Source organism: Bacillus sp. FJAT-44742, from assembly GCF_002797315.1.
GTDB classification, from domain to species: domain Bacteria; phylum Bacillota; class Bacilli; order Bacillales; family Marinococcaceae; genus Thalassorhabdus; species Thalassorhabdus alkalitolerans.
Genome location: NZ_KZ454936.1, coordinates 831,768 through 848,982 on the forward strand (window position 1 = coordinate 831,768; position 17,215 = coordinate 848,982).

17 protein-coding genes and 1 riboswitch are annotated in these 17,215 nt (G+C 41.1%); of the genes, 12 read left to right on the forward strand and 5 right to left on the reverse strand.

From position 1 onward, the window contains the following. Positions 1-55 precede the first annotated feature (55 nt). The 8 genes from CEF17_RS04275 (at position 56) to CEF17_RS04310 (ending at position 7,713) form a co-directional block, all read left to right on the forward strand. Positions 56-2,557, forward strand: coding sequence for a hypothetical protein (locus CEF17_RS04275; protein ID WP_198508879.1), 2,502 nt, complete (start codon positions 56-58; stop codon positions 2,555-2,557). Then, positions 2,554-2,853, forward strand: coding sequence for an EscU/YscU/HrcU family type III secretion system export apparatus switch protein (locus CEF17_RS04280; RefSeq protein WP_100398429.1), 300 nt, complete (start codon positions 2,554-2,556; stop codon positions 2,851-2,853). Before CEF17_RS04275 ends, CEF17_RS04280 begins: the two co-directional genes overlap by 4 nt. Positions 2,854-2,912: 59 nt before the next feature. Continuing rightward, positions 2,913-3,335: a flagellar export chaperone FliS gene (locus CEF17_RS04285; protein WP_100398430.1), complete on the forward strand. Its 423-nt coding sequence runs from the start codon at positions 2,913-2,915 to the stop codon at positions 3,333-3,335. Between the two features lie 17 nt (positions 3,336-3,352). Then, positions 3,353-5,032 carry a flagellin N-terminal helical domain-containing protein gene (locus CEF17_RS04290; protein WP_100398431.1) on the forward strand — a complete coding sequence of 560 codons (1,680 nt, stop codon included), beginning with the start codon at positions 3,353-3,355 and terminating at the stop codon, positions 5,030-5,032. Between the two features lie 131 nt (positions 5,033-5,163). Further along, positions 5,164-5,601, forward strand: coding sequence for a YaaR family protein (locus CEF17_RS04295; protein WP_100400787.1), 438 nt, complete (start codon positions 5,164-5,166; stop codon positions 5,599-5,601). A 393-nt stretch (positions 5,602-5,994) separates the two neighbouring features. Continuing rightward, entirely contained in the window at positions 5,995-6,276 is a 282-nt protein-coding gene (locus CEF17_RS04300) for a hypothetical protein (RefSeq protein ID WP_100398432.1), read from the forward strand. A 121-nt stretch (positions 6,277-6,397) separates the two neighbouring features. Next, complete coding sequence (locus CEF17_RS04305) at positions 6,398-6,868, forward strand: low molecular weight protein-tyrosine-phosphatase (RefSeq protein ID WP_100398433.1); 471 nt, start codon at positions 6,398-6,400, stop codon at positions 6,866-6,868. Continuing rightward, on the forward strand, positions 6,865-7,713 hold the full coding sequence (locus CEF17_RS04310) for a fructosamine kinase family protein (RefSeq protein WP_100398434.1): 849 nt from the start codon (positions 6,865-6,867) through the stop codon (positions 7,711-7,713). Before CEF17_RS04305 ends, CEF17_RS04310 begins: the two co-directional genes overlap by 4 nt. Positions 7,714-7,741: 28 nt before the next feature. Here CEF17_RS04310 and CEF17_RS04315 read toward each other — a convergent pair whose 3' ends face one another. Then, positions 7,742-7,921, reverse strand: a complete 180-nt coding sequence (locus tag CEF17_RS04315; RefSeq protein WP_100398435.1) for an H-type small acid-soluble spore protein — start codon at positions 7,919-7,921, stop codon at positions 7,742-7,744. A 130-nt stretch (positions 7,922-8,051) separates the two neighbouring features. Between CEF17_RS04315 and CEF17_RS04320 the strand changes: the two genes are divergently transcribed. From CEF17_RS04320 to asnB, 3 genes are all read left to right on the forward strand, one after another. Beyond that, a complete protein-coding gene (locus CEF17_RS04320) occupies positions 8,052-9,395 on the forward strand; it encodes an FAD-dependent oxidoreductase (protein WP_100398436.1) in 1,344 nt (447 codons plus the stop codon). A 23-nt stretch (positions 9,396-9,418) separates the two neighbouring features. Continuing rightward, positions 9,419-10,405, forward strand: coding sequence for a class I SAM-dependent methyltransferase (locus CEF17_RS04325; protein WP_100398437.1), 987 nt, complete (start codon positions 9,419-9,421; stop codon positions 10,403-10,405). An 85-nt stretch (positions 10,406-10,490) separates the two neighbouring features. Beyond that, complete coding sequence (gene asnB / locus CEF17_RS04330) at positions 10,491-12,341, forward strand: asparagine synthase (glutamine-hydrolyzing) (protein ID WP_100398438.1); 1,851 nt, start codon at positions 10,491-10,493, stop codon at positions 12,339-12,341. Between the two features lie 335 nt (positions 12,342-12,676). Here asnB and CEF17_RS04335 read toward each other — a convergent pair whose 3' ends face one another. The 4 genes from CEF17_RS04335 to CEF17_RS04355 all read right to left on the reverse strand — a co-directional run bounded on the left by CEF17_RS04335 (position 12,677) and on the right by CEF17_RS04355 (position 16,098). After that, positions 12,677-12,865: a hypothetical protein gene (locus CEF17_RS04335; RefSeq protein ID WP_100398439.1), complete on the reverse strand. Its 189-nt coding sequence runs from the start codon at positions 12,863-12,865 to the stop codon at positions 12,677-12,679. Positions 12,866-13,024: 159 nt separating this feature from the next. After that, positions 13,025-13,702, reverse strand: coding sequence for a hypothetical protein (locus CEF17_RS19840; RefSeq protein ID WP_157842920.1), 678 nt, complete (start codon positions 13,700-13,702; stop codon positions 13,025-13,027). 266 nt (positions 13,703-13,968) lie between these two features. After that, positions 13,969-15,486, reverse strand: a complete 1,518-nt coding sequence (locus tag CEF17_RS04350) for an NCS2 family permease (protein WP_100398441.1) — start codon at positions 15,484-15,486, stop codon at positions 13,969-13,971. Between the two features lie 15 nt (positions 15,487-15,501). Further along, positions 15,502-16,098 carry a xanthine phosphoribosyltransferase gene (locus tag CEF17_RS04355; protein WP_100398442.1) on the reverse strand — a complete coding sequence of 199 codons (597 nt, stop codon included), beginning with the start codon at positions 16,096-16,098 and terminating at the stop codon, positions 15,502-15,504. Between the two features lie 110 nt (positions 16,099-16,208). Beyond that, positions 16,209-16,308, reverse strand: a riboswitch (purine riboswitch). A gap of 306 nt (positions 16,309-16,614) precedes the next feature. Between CEF17_RS04355 and CEF17_RS04360 the strand changes: the two genes are divergently transcribed. Then, positions 16,615-17,115, forward strand: a complete 501-nt coding sequence (locus CEF17_RS04360; protein WP_100398443.1) for a PTS sugar transporter subunit IIA — start codon at positions 16,615-16,617, stop codon at positions 17,113-17,115. Positions 17,116-17,215 lie beyond the last annotated feature (100 nt).

A 17,215-nucleotide genomic window follows, 5' to 3' on the forward strand; every position in this document is an offset into this window, starting at 1 on the left:
TTAAGAATACAGCAGTAAATGCCGATAAAGAGTATAAGAAGATTGAATCGGAGTGATGAAAATGGATGTAGGCCATATTTCCGGAGCTCATGTCTCAGCCCAGAGAGAAGCAGCACATTCTGTTCAAAAAGGCGAGGTGCACCGCGCGGTTGTTACAGAAAGACTCTCCCATAACGAAGCTGTTGTTCACATGAAAGGACAGGAAGTACGAGTACAATTTGAAGGAACTCTTCCTAAGCGTGATCATGTCACAGTAGAAGTGGCACGAACGGATGAAGGACAAGGCAAAGTTGTCGTGAAAGCTCTCCACGAAGAAACAGGCAGACAAAGCCAAAGAGATGCTGGACCAAAAGCAGATGAGGTGTTAAAACGATTAGGTTCCGGGCAGCCTGTATCAAAAGAAGTACGGCAAAGTGTACAATTGCTTTTAGATAAAGGAGTGCCCCTGACTAAAGAGACTGTCAATGCGCTCAGGCAGTTTTTTGATGAGGGGGCAGGAAGCAGGCTTGAGAGGATTCAGACTGTGAAGGCTCTTGCCGGTAAACATTTACAAGTAACAAGGCCGCAATTACAGGCTGTACATGAAGCCCTTCACGGAAGGCCCTTGCATGAAACCTTACACCAGATTGCGGCGACAAGCAAAAGGATCAATGAGACGGGTCAGCGATTAACAGTACAGGAAGAACAAGCAGTGACACGAGCCTTACAAAGATGGATGAGTCAACAAAATCAGCAAGCAACCGCTCAAACTTCCTTGAATGAAACGATTCAGGAAGTACGAAAAAGCACAGCACGGCTGTCAAACGTGGAAGAAAAGTTAGATATAGTCAGAAATCGGCTTCTTACCCACCCGAATATGAGTGAAACGATTGCAAAACAGCTTGAGAAGGTATTAAAACAAGCTGACTATCTCCATCAGACGGGAAGAGACCGGGTACTACAAGCTTTTAGTCAGACCGAAGAGGGAGAGTCGGTCAGAACCCGCCAGTTTTCAGAGCTACTAAAAAAAGGTACTGACCTGACGAGTATGAGAAACGAGGCAATGAGCATTTTACCACCCGGAGACAAGAGGCTGGCACTTGCGGTTGATCGAAGCATCAATCAGGCGATTCAATTAGAAAAAGCCGGAAGTCAAAGAATTGGTCAAGTCCTTCAAAGCCTAATGAGCGCAGGGTCAATTGAGGAAGTATTACAACAGGCTCACAAGCAGCTTGGAAAAGAACCTGATTTTAGAAAAGCTGCAGATTTTATCAGGCATGAGGCGGGAAATCACCCTGAGCTTTCAGATAAGCAGCAAGCCCAATTGACAGATGGGGTTCAACGAGCCATTAATAAAGCGGATAATGGCATGGAAATGGCAGCAAGGCAGGAGTTAGCTGCTCTTCTTATGCAAATGAAAGAACAGGCTCCTGAGCACAGAATGAATGATACTACCGGTCTTTTAGGCCAAAATCAAAGCAGGCTTCTCTTGGAGACGAAAATAACAGAGAAATTAGCCGCATTAACAGGAGAGTTTCAAGGAATCAAAAGAGACGTTACAAAGAAACTGGACCAGGCCCATCACTTAATGGAGGAAAGAAGGACTGCTCCACAGGCCAGGCAGCTTCTTGAAACGACCATAAAAAGCCTGGACAAAACTATCTTAAGAAGTGAGATGACGCTATTTACGGATATGAAAACAGAAAGAAGCCTGCTGCAAGCAAGCAGTCAGCTGGCAGAAGCTTCTAAATTTCTTCAAAAAAATATGCTTTCTGAAGCAAGACAGATTGTCCGCCAGGTTCAGTCATTACTCGAAAGACTTCAATTTCATCCATCGGAGCAAAAGTTGAAGCACTTTACTGCCAGTGGAAAGGAACAGGGAGACCGACTTACCTCTACTCAGACACAAGCGTCTTCTGCCGATGCCTACAGGCCTACTTTGTTACAAGAGGGATCCGCCCGTCAAGTCTTTGATTATTTAAGAAGTATTGGTTTTAACAGAGAAGCAGAAATTAGTCAGAGCCTGGCTGGACACAGAAGTCCTATAGGAGATGAAAATGTAAAGCACAAGCTGATGCAGGTAGCGAGAAATGAAGAAGAAGGGAGCCGGCTGCAACAGCAGGCAGCCCAAGGGGTGAATCATATTACCGGCCAACAGCTGTTAAGTAAGCCAGACCCTGGAAGCCCTATACAAACTATGTTTTTTTCGCTTCCTTATCTCTTAAAGGGAAAGGTCAAAGATTTACAGGTTTATGTGAACTCAAGGGACGAGAGAGGGATGTTAGACTGGGAAAATTGCAGCCTTTATTTTTTAATTGAAACAAAAAAATTAGGAGATGTTGGCATCTCCGTACAGGCGAGTGAAAGGAATCTGCAGGTCACATTAAAAAATGATCAACAAAATTTAAAAAGCAGTATGGAACCATTTATTAAAAAGACTGAGATCGCTCTGACTGAATTAGGCTACCGTGTAGCAGGCATTCATTTTAAGACGTTTACTGAAAAAGAAACAAAAGAAGAAGACCAGAGCGAACCCATGCCCGTTTTTACAGAGAAAGGATTTGACTATAAAATATGATCGTTTCTGCTTATTACAATCACAAACAGAGAAAAGAAAAAAATGGCCGGACAGCAGCGGTTATTCGTTATGACGAAGAAGAGTACCTGGTGCCTAGGGTAGTTGCACAAGGGAAAGGACAGGTTGCCCAGCAGATTATGGCTCTGGCCAAGGAAAATAACATACATATGCAGGAAGACCCTTTGCTCGTAGAAAACCTTTTGGATATGGATCTGGGGGAAAATGTACCTCCTCAGCTTTATTCGGTTATAGCAGAAATATTACTGCTTATTGAAGAAATGGAAAACAGCTATTAAAAGAAATGATTAACTGACGATAATACAAGCAAAGACTGCTTTCGGAGGTGTTTGAATTAATGTCAGGCTTAACAGATGAGTTTATCCATAGGAAATCTTCTCAAGAAATTACCTCACTTCTTTATGAAGCAGCTATCCATAATATAAATGAAGCAATAACTGCTATACAAATGAAAAATTATATGGAAGCTAATGGGAATTTACAAAAAACCAATGACATCTTATACCGCCTTGGTGCAGGTTTAAATTATGAAGCTGGAATTATTTCTGACCAGCTTGATGCTCTGTACAATTATCTTGCAGAACAAGTGATAGAAGCGAATCTAAAAAAACAAATTGAGCCCTTGAAATTGGCTCTCGAAATCCTGACGAACCTGGCTGGTGCATGGAATCAGGGAATCAAAGCCAAACCGGAGACCCGCTTTAAAACGATTCGCCAAAAGACCAATATTTACGAGCAGCATGTTATGCAAGAAAGCTGACAGAAAAGGAGATCCACATGAAAATTAATAATAATATTCAAGCGTTAAATGCCTACCGAAATTTAAGTCAAAACCAAGTGCATGTTTCTAAAAGCCTTGAAAAGCTTTCTTCCGGACTTCGTATCAATAAGGCAGCAGACGATGCAGCGGGCCTCGCTATTTCAGAAAAGATGCGCTCACAAATCAGAGGGCTGAAGCAGGCAGAACGAAATGCAATGGATGGAATCTCTTTAATGCAGACATCAGAGGGAGCGATGCAGGAAGTTCATTCCATGCTGCAGCGAATGAGAGAACTGGCAGTACAGGCAGCAAATGATACAAACACTGAATATGACAGGGACCAAATACAAAAGGAAATAGATCAGCTGAAGCTTGAAATAGATTCTATTTCGGAGAAAACTGAATTTAATACACGGAAACTTCTAAACGGGTCCAGCGCTGTATTGTCTACTTTTCACGTTATCGATGGAAACGATGCAAACCAGGCTAATTTAACAAGCCTTCCTAAGGCAGTCAACGCCAACCTGAAGTCAGGCAATTACAGGCTTAATGTAGCTGAAGTCGAGCCCAAAATATCCATTGTCCAGCCCGGTGCAGGATTAGGGGCTGGGGATATTGATTTTCAACAGGTACAATCAGAAGCCTCTACCGAACCAACTACAGAGGCTGAAGAGGAGTCTCAGGTAAATGGTGGAGATCAAGTAGACGCTAATAATTTATCTGATCAGGTAAACGAACAAAATTTCCCCGAACCAACTACAGACGCTGAAGTTGAGTCTCAGGAAAACGGTGGGGATGAAACAGAAGCTGATGACCTTACTCCAGATGGACAATTAAATGGAGGAAGTGGAGACGAAGACTCTGGGGAAGGTATCCCTGATGAAAGTACACCTTTAATTAACAACTTTGCGAATATACCTTTAGGTGAATACACCATAAATGTAAGAAACTACGAAGGAAACAGTGCAACGATTGAAATTCTTGGTCCGGATGGTTTATCTATAGAAATTAGAAATGTAGAGGTTGGGGATGGCAGTGGACCAGAAAATATCGGAGGGCTAGCGATTAATACAGGTGCTATCCAGCGGTCCGGTACGGTTAAAGTGTCTATGGAAATGGAGGCCGCCTTCTCTCTCCATTACCGGGAACCAGGTAACGAAGATGGTGAATATCATACGCACGCTTTTAGCAAAGAACTTACATCCAGAAATGGAGTAGTTACTCACGGAGGCCTTGAATTCCCTATTTCCAGTAATTTACAACCATCGAATGCTGAGGAAGCGACAGCATTTACAATTGTGAATAATGCCCTTGCATTTCAGATTGGCCCCAACACCAATCAGCATGTGCTTGTCGACATCCCAAAGATGGACACCGTACAGCTTGGTATTGAAGAAATAGATGTGCGCAGCCAGGAAGCAGCTAATCAGGCTATTTTTGCATTGGATGAAGCAATTAACAAGATTTCTGATGCCCGCTCAAAGCTTGGAGCAACACAAAACCGTCTTGAGCATACGGTTAATAACCTGCAAATCACTCATGAAAATTTAACGGCCTCTGAGTCTCGTATTCGTGATGCAGATATGGCGTTGGAAATGACAGAATTCACAAGGAACAATATTATAAACCAGTCGGCGACAGCCATGCTTGCACAGGCTAATCAATTGCCCCAGGGAGTGTTACAGCTACTTCAATAAAAGTTATCATTCACAGGATAATAGAAATCATTTGCCCAAGTTTTATGATGTTTTAAGAGGAAGCTAATGTGACCTACCATCCTTGTGTGGCCGATGGTACAATGAGAAAAACTGTAAAGGGCGTGACGAGAATCGATATACAAAAGGTTGGCCGCTCGGAACTTCAACAAAATGAAAAAAAAAAATCCGGACCTGAGCCTTCTCTTTCATTTACTGAAATCATGAACAAGCAAAAAGATGAAAAAGCACATGAACGATTCACTAAGCTTGTTCAGCAAATCGAAAACCAGGGGAATGTGCTGGTCGAAACAAGAACAGTAGAGGAGCTTAGAAAGTATAAACTTCTGGTAAAAGAGTTTATGCAGGAAGCAGTGGAACATGGTCTTCGTCTTGAAGAAAAACGCGGATTTAACAGAAGAGGGCGTACAAAAATATACAAAACCGTTCAAGAAGTGGATCAAAAGCTTCTTGACCTTACAAATGCAGTGCTGGAAAAAAATAAAAAAAGCCTGGATATTCTTGATTTAGTGGGGGAAGTAAGAGGGCTGCTGGTTAATGTCTATACATAATAGGTTTGTACAGGAAGCTTTCCTCCTCTCTTTAAGAGAGAAAGCAAATACTGATTACATTAAAACGAAGAGAAATTTGACGTAAATGGACTATATTGTGATTCTCTCGCGTATGATTTAAGCAGTGCTCTCTAGGAAATGCTTATTCCGTTTTTATGAACTGCTTTAAAGATTGCGGCTTATTCTCATTTCTAATATTCTATTCTTTGTGAAGAAAAGAGGAGTGATTTAGCTTTGCAGGTTGTTAAAGGTAACAGCACAGACGAAGTTGTTCACAAATCCTTCACTTGGTTTTCAAAAATTGGTAACCAAAGCTCTAAGCTAGAAGTGTATAGTAGAAATCAGAAATTCTTTTTATCTAAACAAAAATTAAGAATAGGAAGTGAATAGAACGTGATCGTTCATGACTTGGTGGAAACGAAAGAATATTTTACAGAGGAAACAAAGGCTGACTACTATGTGGTATATGAGAAGTTTGAAAACAGTGATGCAAGCTTTGAGAAAAGCGGTCGTTTCTCTGTAAAAGAAGCCGATACAGAAGAAGTTGTGCAGATATTTTACGGCTGCAAGGATAATTCCTTATGTTCATTAGAAAAATATAAGGTAGACGAGTATCCTTCTGTTGAAGCAATCCTTAAACAAGTAAAAAATGACCATCAAGAAATATTTGCTTAATAAATCAGAAAGCCTCCCTGGTATATACCATGGAGGTTTTATTTTTTTATTTATGAGCCTTTGTTCTTAATTCTTATTAACGATATAATATAAAGAGAGAATGGAAAATTGAGGTGACTGTATGATAAATGTGTTGTTTGTCTGTCTGGGGAATATTTGCCGGTCTCCCATGGCTGAAGCGGTCTTTAAAAAGAAAGTCCAGGAAGCAGGCTTAAGCAGTAAAATAACTGTAGATTCAGCCGGTACAGGGCACTGGCATATTGGAAACCCTCCTCATGAAGGAACGATTGGCATACTTACGAAAAATAATATTGATGCGGCCGGACTTCAAGCAAGACAGTTAAAGAAAAAAGACCTTTCTGAGTTTGAATACATCATTGCTATGGATGCTGAAAACCTGGGAAATATCAGAGCGTTAGCCGGACACAGCAATACAGGGGAAATCTCACGTTTATTAGACTACGATCCATCTTCTCCTGGTGAAGATGTTCCGGATCCATATTTTACAGGGAATTTTGAGGAAGTGTATGAGATGGTTGACTGTAGCTGTACAAATCTCCTTACTCATATACGGGAGCGTGAGGGGATATGAAAACAAGTGTTGAACTTGCTTTGTCCTCGATTAACGCCGAAGACCATATCAAAACTGTCCAGCCTGTCTCAGGAGGAAGTATTAGTTCAGCTTATTACGTAGAAACGACGAGTGAACGTTTTTTTGTTAAGCTTCATGAAGAAGCCCCTAAGGATTTCTTTTCACAGGAAGCTGGCGGTCTTCAGTTTCTTGAGGAAACCCATACATTAGCTGTGCCTGAGGTTTTAGGGTGGGGAAAGAAGTTTATTGTAATGGAATGGGTGGAAGGAGAAGCAACAAACAAAACCGAGGAGATGCTGGGAACCAGACTGGCTCAGCTTCATTCCCATCATGGAACTTATTTTGGTCTCGAGGCAGATAACTTTATTGGAGAGCTCCCCCAGTCCAATGGATGGGAAAAGACATGGGGAGATTTTTTAAGAGAAAAACGATTAAAGCCGCAGTTTGATTTAGCAAGGTCTCTTGGAAGACTGTCAGGTCAGAGAGGGAGCAAATCTCAGAAGTTATTAGAGAAAGTTGATGAGTTAGTACCTCCTGACAGAAAGCCTTCTCGTCTGCATGGTGATTTATGGGGTGGAAACTGGATAGCAGGCCCGGGTGGAGAACCCTTCTTAATAGACCCTGCTGTGTTTTATGGTGATTATGAGTTTGAAATCGCTTTTATGGATTTATTTGGCGGATTCTCTCCTCGAGTGTATGGAGCGTACCAGGAATCAAAGGAGCTGGAACCCGACTTTGAAGATCGAAAGCCGTTGTATCAGCTTTATTATCTTCTTGTTCACTTAAATATCTTTGGTGAAAGCTACGGACGTTCTGTTGATAAAATTTTAAATAAATATGTATAACAGGGGCCTCGGCAATGAGGACCCTGTTTTATTTTTCAATTAAGTTACCAACATTAACCGTCATTTCATTCTCCGTATCGCGCAAGTCATAAATGCGCGCTGTGCTATTTTCAGGGTCAACGGCTTGAATGTAAACGGCTACATCATTATAGTATACATGTTTCATTTCTGGAGAGGATGATATTTCTTGAGCTCTCTGAATATTCATAGGCAGATTCTCCTTTGCTGCTTCATTTATTATATATCCTAGGGTGACGATAAGCTGCCTTAATTATACCTAAAAGTTTATTTCTGCCTTGATGAGGGTAGGTAAGGAACGATAGGGGACAGGTGATTTGATGAAGTATGATGTGTTAATCGCAGGAGGGGGAGTAGCCGGGCTGACTCTCGCTTTAAAATTAGTTAAGAAAAACATTCACGTTTTACTTATTGAAAAGGCTAAGCAGAACCCGCAAAAGGTGCTCTATAAAGGAGAATTGCTGCAGCCGAAAAGCATAAAAATATTCAGCGATCTGGGCTTATATGACTTGCTGGAAAAAGAGAGCTACCCCTTACATGTTATTCACTCGATTGAAGTGGAGCTTCAAGAAAATGGATTTCCATCTCCCATATTTGAGAGCGAGCTTCGTTATGATAAACTTGACTCTTTTTACAATCAGGCTTTTATGATCCCCCATGAAAAGCTGAGATCCATTTTACTGGAAGAATTAAAAAGATACGAAACATTTCATTATATATGGCCTGGTACATTCCTGGATTTTACTGAGGACCAAACCCCTGATGCCAGGAAAGCAAGGATTAAAACAAAGGATAAAGAACTGTACTGCCAGGCTGATTTCTACGTAGGAGCTGAAGGCAGGGTTTCAAAAATCAGGGATTCCATGAAGACAAAAGTGAAGGAAAGTGATTATAATCATCAATTTTTAACGGTTTCCTTTCCACGTCCTCCTTCCTTAAAAGAATCTGTTATTTTTGCAAGTAAAGATAGTTTTCTCGGCTTATTTCCATTGCCTGAGGGAGAGGTAAGGACAGTTCTGTTGATTCAGCCAGGACAGCTGAAAAAAATGAAAGAAGATGGAATCGAAAGTTTTTACAGGGCTTATTATCAGTTCATGCCTGAAATGAAAGGTTACGTAGACTCCGTTGGATGGAGGGATATTCAGCTGATGATCCCAAAGCGCCATAACGTCTCCCATTATGTGGAAGAAAATAAAGTGATTATAGGGGATACAGCTCACAGCGTCCATCCAATGGCTGGGGAAGGAATGAATCTGGCTATTCAAGATGCTGATGTGTTAGGAGAGCTTCTTGGCTGGATGTACAAAGAAAATAAAACGGACCACAAACATTTAACGTGGTTTGAAACGATCAGGAAGCCCAGGGCAGAATACTTATCTTTTCTTAGTCATCAATCTGCCTTAGCTTACTCTTTTCCATACCAAACTGCAAGGAAGACAAGGATGAGAGCTTTATATTACATGGAGAATATACCCAGACTCCATTTCAAGCAGATGCTAAATATTTCTGGGCTTGGCATGTGGAAGTTTTCAGCATGGGATTACATGAGAACTATTGGTCTTCCTCCATGGTTTACCTCTAAAAAGCAATATTCCCCGCAAAAGCAGCAGCCGCATTTTTTTACACACAAAGACGATTATCCTTGGTACTACAAGTACCATTAACTTGATATGAGGTGAGTGGAGAAATGATAAAGGAAATGAAACGATTACTGGAAGCAAGGAAATGGATGAAAAAAAATGAAGAATTTCTCCCGACCTGGCATGCCCATGTAGGATATAGTTTGGACTTATTTGATCATTTTGCCAAAGGGGCAAAGGTCCAAGAGGTACAAAGAAAACATGAGCTTGATGAGGCTCTTCTCAAACGATGGGTGGAAGTAGGCCTTGCTATTGGACACCTGAAAAAGAAACGTAATGGGAAAGTAAAAAGTCATAAAGAGATGACAAGATATATTTCTAGACATAGTCCTTATTCAGTTGGCGTCCTGTTAACAGAAATGATGGAGCTGCATATACCGACGCTTCTGTCATATAAAGATGTAATGAAGGGAAAGGAGCGGGTTAGCTACCTGGAAAAGGATTACGGTCCGATCGTTGCCCAGACATCTTCGTTATTAGAAGCATTAGCTTTCCCAAAACTTATGGAAGTGATCAAGAAAAATAAAGCTTCTTCTATATTGGATATGGGCTGTGGCTATGGCGGTTATCTAAGTCGTATTTATGAGAAAAATCCCGCTCTTAAATTAACTGGAATTGAGCTTCATGAAGAAATTGTAAAGGAAGCAAAGGAACAGACTAAGCAAACAAATGTAGAGATTATTCAAGGTGATATACAGAATTTTTATACAAAAGAATACAAATCAGATATTGTAATGATGAATAACCTGCTTTACTATTTTTCAATGGAAGAGCGGCAGGACTTATTTAAAAATGCAAAAGAGCTGTTAAATAAAAAAGGACGTTTACTCATTATGGCTCCGTTACAGAACTCCAAGCATGGACAAGCCTTTTCAGCAGCATTTAACAGCTTTATGTCAGCCCATGAAAATTTATACCCTCTTCCTTCTGAAAAGGAAATAAAGAGTTATGCCAAGAAAAGCGGTCTCAAAGTAAAGAAAGTCTCCCCTATCATTAAAGAAGGCGGATGGTATTTGATTGAGATTGCCAAATAAAAAGAAATGGAACGTTATCGTTCCTCCTGAATAGCATGAGATATAGGCTCTGCCGTATTGATGCTTTTATAGGAGGGACTTTTTTATGTGTGGAATAGCAGGATGGATACATTTTTCCTCTGACCTGCATCAAGAAAAAGAAGAGATGCTAAAAATGATAAAGACGCTGCGGCTGCGAGGGCCAGATGAAGAAAATATATGGTCTGACCGTCATGCTTTGTTTGGACATACACGACTCATTGTTGTGGACCCTGCTGGGGGAAAACAGCCAATGACAAAAACGGCAGCAGGGAAGACATGTACGATCATTTATAATGGAGAACTCTATAATACAGAAGAGGTGCGAAAAGAGCTTCTAGCAAAAGGGTATACCTTTGCTTCTTCCTCAGATACTGAAGTGCTGTTAACAGCGTTTCTTGAATGGAAGGAACAGTGCGTGGAAAAGGTAAACGGTATTTTTGCTTTTGCCATTTGGGATCATCATAAAGAAGAGCTTTTCCTGGGAAGGGATCGGCTTGGAGTAAAGCCTCTCTTTTTTGCAGAAAAAAACGGAGGCTTTCTTTTTGCTTCAGAAATAAAAGCTATTTTGGCACACAGGGAGGTAAAACCTGTCCTTGATGAAGAAGGGCTATTGGATATTTTCGGCCTGGGGCCTTCACGGACACCTGGGAAAGGAGTGTTTCAAGGGGTTCAAGAGCTTCGACCTGCCCATGTCCTTCGTCTTTCAAGAACGGGAAAAAGAATCAGCAGATACTGGAATGTAAAGAGCGCTGATCATAAAGAGGATGAGCGGGATACTGCTCTTCATATACGCCAGCTGCTTCAGGATACTGTAGAAAGACAGCTGATTGCTGATGTACCGGTAAGTACTCTTTTGTCCGGGGGAATAGATTCCAGTGCTTTGACAGCTTTTGCCGCTACACATCTTGCTGGTGAAGGGAAAGGAAAGCTTCATACGTTTTCTATCGATTATGAAGATAACAGCAAGCACTTTAAAGCAAATGAATTTCAACCGGCCAGCGATAAATCGTTTATTGAATTAATGAGTAAACAATACTCGACAATTCATCATAACAAAGTGATTCCTGTTCATACATTGGCTGATATGCTGGATGATGCAGTTATGGCCCGTGACTTGCCTGGCATGGCAGACATTGATTCTTCCTTACTGTGGTTTTCAAAAGAAATAAAAAAGACTGCGACTGTGGCACTATCTGGAGAGTGTGCAGATGAAATCTTTGGAGGGTATCCCTGGTTTTACAAGAAGGACCTTCTTCAGAGAAAAGGATTTCCGTGGATGGACTCCTTGAGTGAACGAAAAAAGCTGCTGCGAAAGGAATGGCAGGAAAAACTAAACGTAGAAGAGTATTCACATGACCGGTATCTAGAAACATTGAAGGAAGTTCCTGCTCATGAAGATGATTCAAAAGAAGAGGCAAAGAGAAGGGAAATGTTTTACTTAAACATGATATGGTTTATGACCACTTTGCTTGATAGAAAAGATCGCATGAGTATGGCAGCAAGTCTGGAGGTAAGGGTGCCGTTTGCCGACCACAGGCTGGTTGAATATGTGTGGAATATTCCTTGGGAAATGAAGAGGTTAAATGGGATGGAAAAAGGAATCCTCCGTAAAGCGCTGGAGGGCATTTTGCCTTATGAAGTCCTTTACCGAAAGAAAAGTCCATACCCTAAAACACACCATCCAGTTTATACAAATCTGGTAACTCAAAAAGTCAGAGATATACTGGCAGATAAACACGCTCCAATTCTTGAAATAGTGGACCGTGCCGAATTAAAAAAGCTTGCTGACAGCAAGGGTGCTTCTTTTACCGTTCCCTGGTTCGGGCAGCTGATGACAGGACCTCAGCTCCTTGCCAATATGGTTCAAATGAATAAGTGGCTTAAAATTAACAACATAGACATTATTTCTCCTTAAGACGCCATAATAGGGGGAATGAACCAGGCTAGGACAATAACTGTCTCACCTAAGTAACTGAGGCCCAACTATTGGATTCAAAACTGTTTGGTTATCCGACCGTGGCGATATTCCCCTGTTAGCTGAAGCCATGCTAGAGGCATAGAAGACACCGTGAAAGCGAATGAAATGAAGCTTAAGGGGATGTCGCCCTTGTGCCTTTAGGTGCAAGGGAGTGGACTTTGAACAAACAACCAATAGAATACTGAAAACAAAAAAGAGCTCTCACAGATGTGAGGGCTCTTCTCTCTCGCTGGGTTTTGTCCCAGACTCATTTTAAACAGGAAGTAATTAGACTAATCCCGCATTTCATCAAAGGCTTTTTGCATTGGCTCCATCATGTTATTGTTTCCATTTCCATTTCCATTGCTTTGGCTTCTTCCCAGGCTGTAAGCCGCTGCCCCTACTCCTAAGCTAACTAAAGATAACATGACTGCATTATTGCCATTGTTTTTGCGGTTGTTATTTCGCCCCATGCCAAACATGAAACCATCTCCTCCTGTGTTTTAGCTGGAATTCATTCATTCAGCCCAGCCACTATTAATATGAGGATTTTTCTTGGCATGTAAACAAGGATGTTGTTACCATGAGCTGCTCAACTAACAAAAGAGGTTCCCTTATAGTAAGGAACCTCTTTTGTTTCGTTATTCTTCCTCTGCATCATTGAGGTTAATTTCAATTTCCAGGTCATCACCAATGGTTTCTGCTTGACCGTCGGTTGCTCCTTCAATAGAAAGAGTAAGGGTTTCAAGTTCGGCCGGATCCATGTCTAAGTAGAAAATAACATAATCCTTTTCGACTGTGTCTTCTCCAAACTCGCCGCCTACACTGCCCGAATCAAAAATATCGGCATTTACCTCTTCACCTGTATTGGTGGAAAGAGAAGCTTGGTTAGGATAAAAAATTACTGTGTCTTCTTCATTGTTTTGAGCTTCCATAAGCACAGCTACAATTGTTTCATCGTCTTTTTCTCCAACAAGAACTTCTTGGATGGAAAGCGAAATAGGACCGGATTCCTCTTCGATACCAAGGTCAGTGTCTTCATATATAATAGTGGCATCATCAATTCCTTCAGCTGTAGTGGTTTCTTCTTCCGCTTCTTCTTCATCCAGCTCTTCATCTGGATCTGGAGCTTCTTCTTCCTCCTGTTCGTCCTCATCAATATCCTCGGCATCTTCCTCAGGAGCCTGTGCATCCTCTTCTACAATATCCCCGTTTTCTTCTGCTCCTTCATCAATAACGGCATCGTCTTCTTCACCGTTACATGCTGTTCCAAGAACAAGCACAGAAGAGAGGGACACGAGCAGTAATGATTTTTTCATTCATTGTTCCTCCTATGTAAGCATGATAATAATCTCTTCGATTGACCAATTATTAGTATACCTAAATAAATGAATTTGTAAAGAAAAGGGTATGGGTAAGCTATTGTTTGTTCTCAAAGAGCTGTGACTGATTATATGTAGCTTTCACAGTTATACTATCCTATAAGAAATCCTTGTGTTTGTTCATGAAAAGGATTCGCCAACCATGAGTTATTTTTCTGTAAAGGAAAAAAACCTCCCCCTTTTAAGGAGAGGCAATAAAGAATCTAAGCTGCTTCTTTTTTATCCTCCAAAATTTCATCTGCCTGAACATTAGCAAATTTCAAGGAATAAAGAATAAAGAAAACACCAATTGCACAATAAGCCAGTGTAAAGTCTCCCGCTGCATTTACTGCTAAAGATGGTGCATGCATAAATCCAAAGAAAGAGAGGATGGCACCAACGAAAGAAAACGCTGCAGCCTTTTTGAAATTATGGTCAATGATAAAGACGGTAATGGCTCCAAGGATAATGGCCGTAAACATGGCTCCTTCACCGAGGGGGACAATGCCAGTTGAAATATCTCTGACTACTTCACCAGCTTCATTGTTAAATCTTGTCATTACATAGTTAGCGACATAAGGAAGCATAGCCAGTGCCACTGCCGGATAATACTTTGTGGAATTCTGCTGAAAAGCAGAAGATACCATGGAAATTCCTACAAAAACCAGGATAGGAGCAACAGCTGCTACAGGTATGAAAGCGGAGATAGCAGCAATTAAGCCAAAACAAGCTGCCAGTGCAAATACAGCGGCGTTCAAAATGCTGTATCCCCTTCCGGCTCCCATCCATTTCGAACCTACCGTAGCAATGTACACAGTAGTTGGAAACAATCCACCAAACAATGTGCCGATCATTGTCCCTGTTCCATCAACAGCCTGGCATTCTCTTACGTCATAATCATCCCCTTCAGCAGACATGGCTTCTACATTATTCATTGTCTCAATTGCATTATAGAGTGTAATAGGCAGAATAACTGCCAGTAAGCCAATAAGGGAGCCAAATAAATAATTAAATCCTTCAATCCCTGCAAGTGTGGGAACAAGAGGATAAAAACCAAGATTGGCCATTCCTTCTTGTACCTGGTTCATATTTACCTCACCAATCGCGAAAGCAAGGACGGTACCAATAACAATCGCAAAAAGAGATGTCGGAATGTTAAAAGGCATGGATATCTTGCCAAGAACGCCCACTAAGATAATGGCTAAGACAACTAAGCCGACAACAGGTACAGAGAATGTATTGAATAGCATTTCTCCAGCGATAAACGTAAGAGCGACACCTGCAAGGGCGCCAAGCATAGCTGCGCGGGGAAGGTTGCGCTTTACCCAGTTTCCGGAAAAAGCAACAAGAGCTTCAATCAACCCGCTTATGAAACAAGCAGCCAATGCAATTTTCCATGCGAGTTCCGGATCACCTGTTAATTGGTTTGCCGGCAGCAGGACCCCGAAGAGAAAAATAAACATAACGGGTGTGCTGATCCCGTAGGAAAGAGCTGTTACGTCTGTTCTTCCTTCCTTTTGTGCGAGACGGTTGGCCATGTAAGCGTAATACAGGTTACCAAAAATGACTGCTGCGGCCGCTCCAGGAATTACTTTTCCAAAAACAATTTCTGCAGGAAACCCCATACCAAGCATGGTTACGGCAATGATAACAAAATTGGCCAGGTTGTTTTGAAATAATGCAAAAAAGGCGTCCGTATCTTCTTTCTTATACCACGGGTAATGGACAGTGTTGGTTGTCATCGTTTTCCCTCTTTCTTACAGGCTCTGAGATGCCATTTCATTTTTTACAAATTCTACCTTGCTATTTGACAACGTTTCTATGCGGGCAAGTGATTCTACCCGGTAGCTTGCATCAACAAGCTTCTGCCGTCCCGGCTGAAAGGACTTTTCAATTACAATCCCAAAGCCGGCAATTGACGCACCGCTTTGCTTAATAACAGAAGCAAGCCCCAGGGCAGCTTGTCCATTAGCTAAAAAGTCATCAATAAGCAAGACGCGGTCAGTCGATGTGAGAAGGGATTTGGAAATGGTGATCGTATTTGTTTCTTTCTTTGTAAAAGAATAAATGTCCGCAGTATAGACATCATCTGTCATAGTTATTGACTTTTTCTTTCTTGCAAAAATGAGCTCTACTCCAAGTTCGGAAGCAGTCATAAGAGCAGGGGCGATGCCGGAGGATTCTATCGTTACCACCTTGGTTATCCCCTCATGTCGAAAGCGAGCAGCAAACTCTTTACCTATTTCGCTCATTAAAGCAGGATCAATTTGATGATTTAAAAACGTATCGACTTTCAATACACCTTCAGATAAAACAAGGCCTCTTTCGGTAATTGCCTTTTCCAACCTTCTCATTTCTGTCATCCTTTCAGTTACAATTCATCCACTCAATGAAAAAAGCCCGATCTCCAGTGTCCATATGAGCGAACAACTGATGATCGGGCTGTGTGCATAAAATAAGCCATATTCATCCGAGGTTCACCCATAGTCGAATGATATGGTCATTCGGTAGAAACTTGCAGGCCGTATTCCCGCGATTATATGAGTGAGTATGTATAAATTTGTCGTATGTATGGATTATAACGCAAATTGACAATGTTGAAAAGAAAAAATAGCTTTAAATACGAATTTTAATTTTAATTAGGATTTTAATGTTCGTATTTTGGCGGGTTTTTCTTTTTAGGAAGTAATGATAGATGGTGATTTTTACAGGCTGTCTCGTTGACTTTTATATGGCTGTTCGTTACATTTTATGAGGGTAACCGCAATGGAAAGCTATTCTTTTTTGAATCACTCAATAAAGAAAAGTAAAGATGAATGGTTTCATGGCTTTTAGACAAGGTTATACATATGTAAAAGAGGTGATTAAATATGTTGAAAAAATTATTTGGAAAGAAAAATGAGCCACAGGATTTGGTGGTTTATTCTCCTGTTTCAGGAAAATACGTTGATTTAACAGAAGTACCTGATCCAACATTTTCGGAAAAAATGATGGGAGAAGGCTTTGCTGTTGATCCTTCTGAAGGACGGGTAGTATCCCCAGTAGATGGAAAGGTCATTCAAGTATTTCCTACAAAACATGCTGTTGGTATTAAGTCTAATGAAGGTCTTGATATTCTTATTCATATCGGACTGGAAACAGTGGCAATGAATGGAGAAGGGTTTGAAGCTCACGTCTCAGAAGGAGACAAAGTAAAAGCGGGAGACCTTCTCATTGAATTTTCCCTTGACGATGTTAAGGAAAAAGCAAAAAGTACTTTAACTCCAGTGGTATTTACTGAAGGGGAACAATTTGAGAACCTGGAATTAAAAGAAGCTGAAGATGTAAAATGCGGAGAAACGGAAGTCGCTTCTGTGACTGTGAAAGCTTAAGGCATTAGTGAAAACACCCGAGCAACCGGGTGTTTTTTTGTGCCTGCAAGTTTTTAGGTTTCTTATATATTTCTCAGGGAAATTTAGTTTTAAACCATAG

Excerpts from the sequence above, each read along its gene's own strand:
- CEF17_RS04275 (WP_198508879.1), top strand. The coding sequence starts at position 56 with ATGAAAATGGATGTAGGCCATATTTCCGGAGCTCATGTCTCAGCCCAG.
- CEF17_RS04280 (WP_100398429.1), top strand. The coding sequence starts at position 2,554 with ATGATCGTTTCTGCTTATTACAATCACAAACAGAGAAAAGAAAAAAAT.
- CEF17_RS04285 (WP_100398430.1), top strand. The coding sequence starts at position 2,913 with ATGTCAGGCTTAACAGATGAGTTTATCCATAGGAAATCTTCTCAAGAA.
- CEF17_RS04290 (WP_100398431.1), top strand. The coding sequence starts at position 3,353 with ATGAAAATTAATAATAATATTCAAGCGTTAAATGCCTACCGAAATTTA.
- CEF17_RS04305 (WP_100398433.1), top strand. The coding sequence starts at position 6,398 with ATGATAAATGTGTTGTTTGTCTGTCTGGGGAATATTTGCCGGTCTCCC.
- CEF17_RS04310 (WP_100398434.1), top strand. The coding sequence starts at position 6,865 with ATGAAAACAAGTGTTGAACTTGCTTTGTCCTCGATTAACGCCGAAGAC.
- CEF17_RS04315 (WP_100398435.1), bottom strand. The coding sequence starts at position 7,921 with ATGAATATTCAGAGAGCTCAAGAAATATCATCCTCTCCAGAAATGAAA.
- CEF17_RS04320 (WP_100398436.1), top strand. The coding sequence starts at position 8,052 with ATGAAGTATGATGTGTTAATCGCAGGAGGGGGAGTAGCCGGGCTGACT.
- CEF17_RS04325 (WP_100398437.1), top strand. The coding sequence starts at position 9,419 with ATGATAAAGGAAATGAAACGATTACTGGAAGCAAGGAAATGGATGAAA.
- asnB (WP_100398438.1), top strand. The coding sequence starts at position 10,491 with ATGTGTGGAATAGCAGGATGGATACATTTTTCCTCTGACCTGCATCAA.
- CEF17_RS04335 (WP_100398439.1), bottom strand. The coding sequence starts at position 12,865 with ATGTTTGGCATGGGGCGAAATAACAACCGCAAAAACAATGGCAATAAT.
- CEF17_RS19840 (WP_157842920.1), bottom strand. The coding sequence starts at position 13,702 with ATGAAAAAATCATTACTGCTCGTGTCCCTCTCTTCTGTGCTTGTTCTT.
- CEF17_RS04350 (WP_100398441.1), bottom strand. The coding sequence starts at position 15,486 with ATGACAACCAACACTGTCCATTACCCGTGGTATAAGAAAGAAGATACG.
- CEF17_RS04355 (WP_100398442.1), bottom strand. The coding sequence starts at position 16,098 with ATGAGAAGGTTGGAAAAGGCAATTACCGAAAGAGGCCTTGTTTTATCT.
- CEF17_RS04360 (WP_100398443.1), top strand. The coding sequence starts at position 16,615 with ATGTTGAAAAAATTATTTGGAAAGAAAAATGAGCCACAGGATTTGGTG.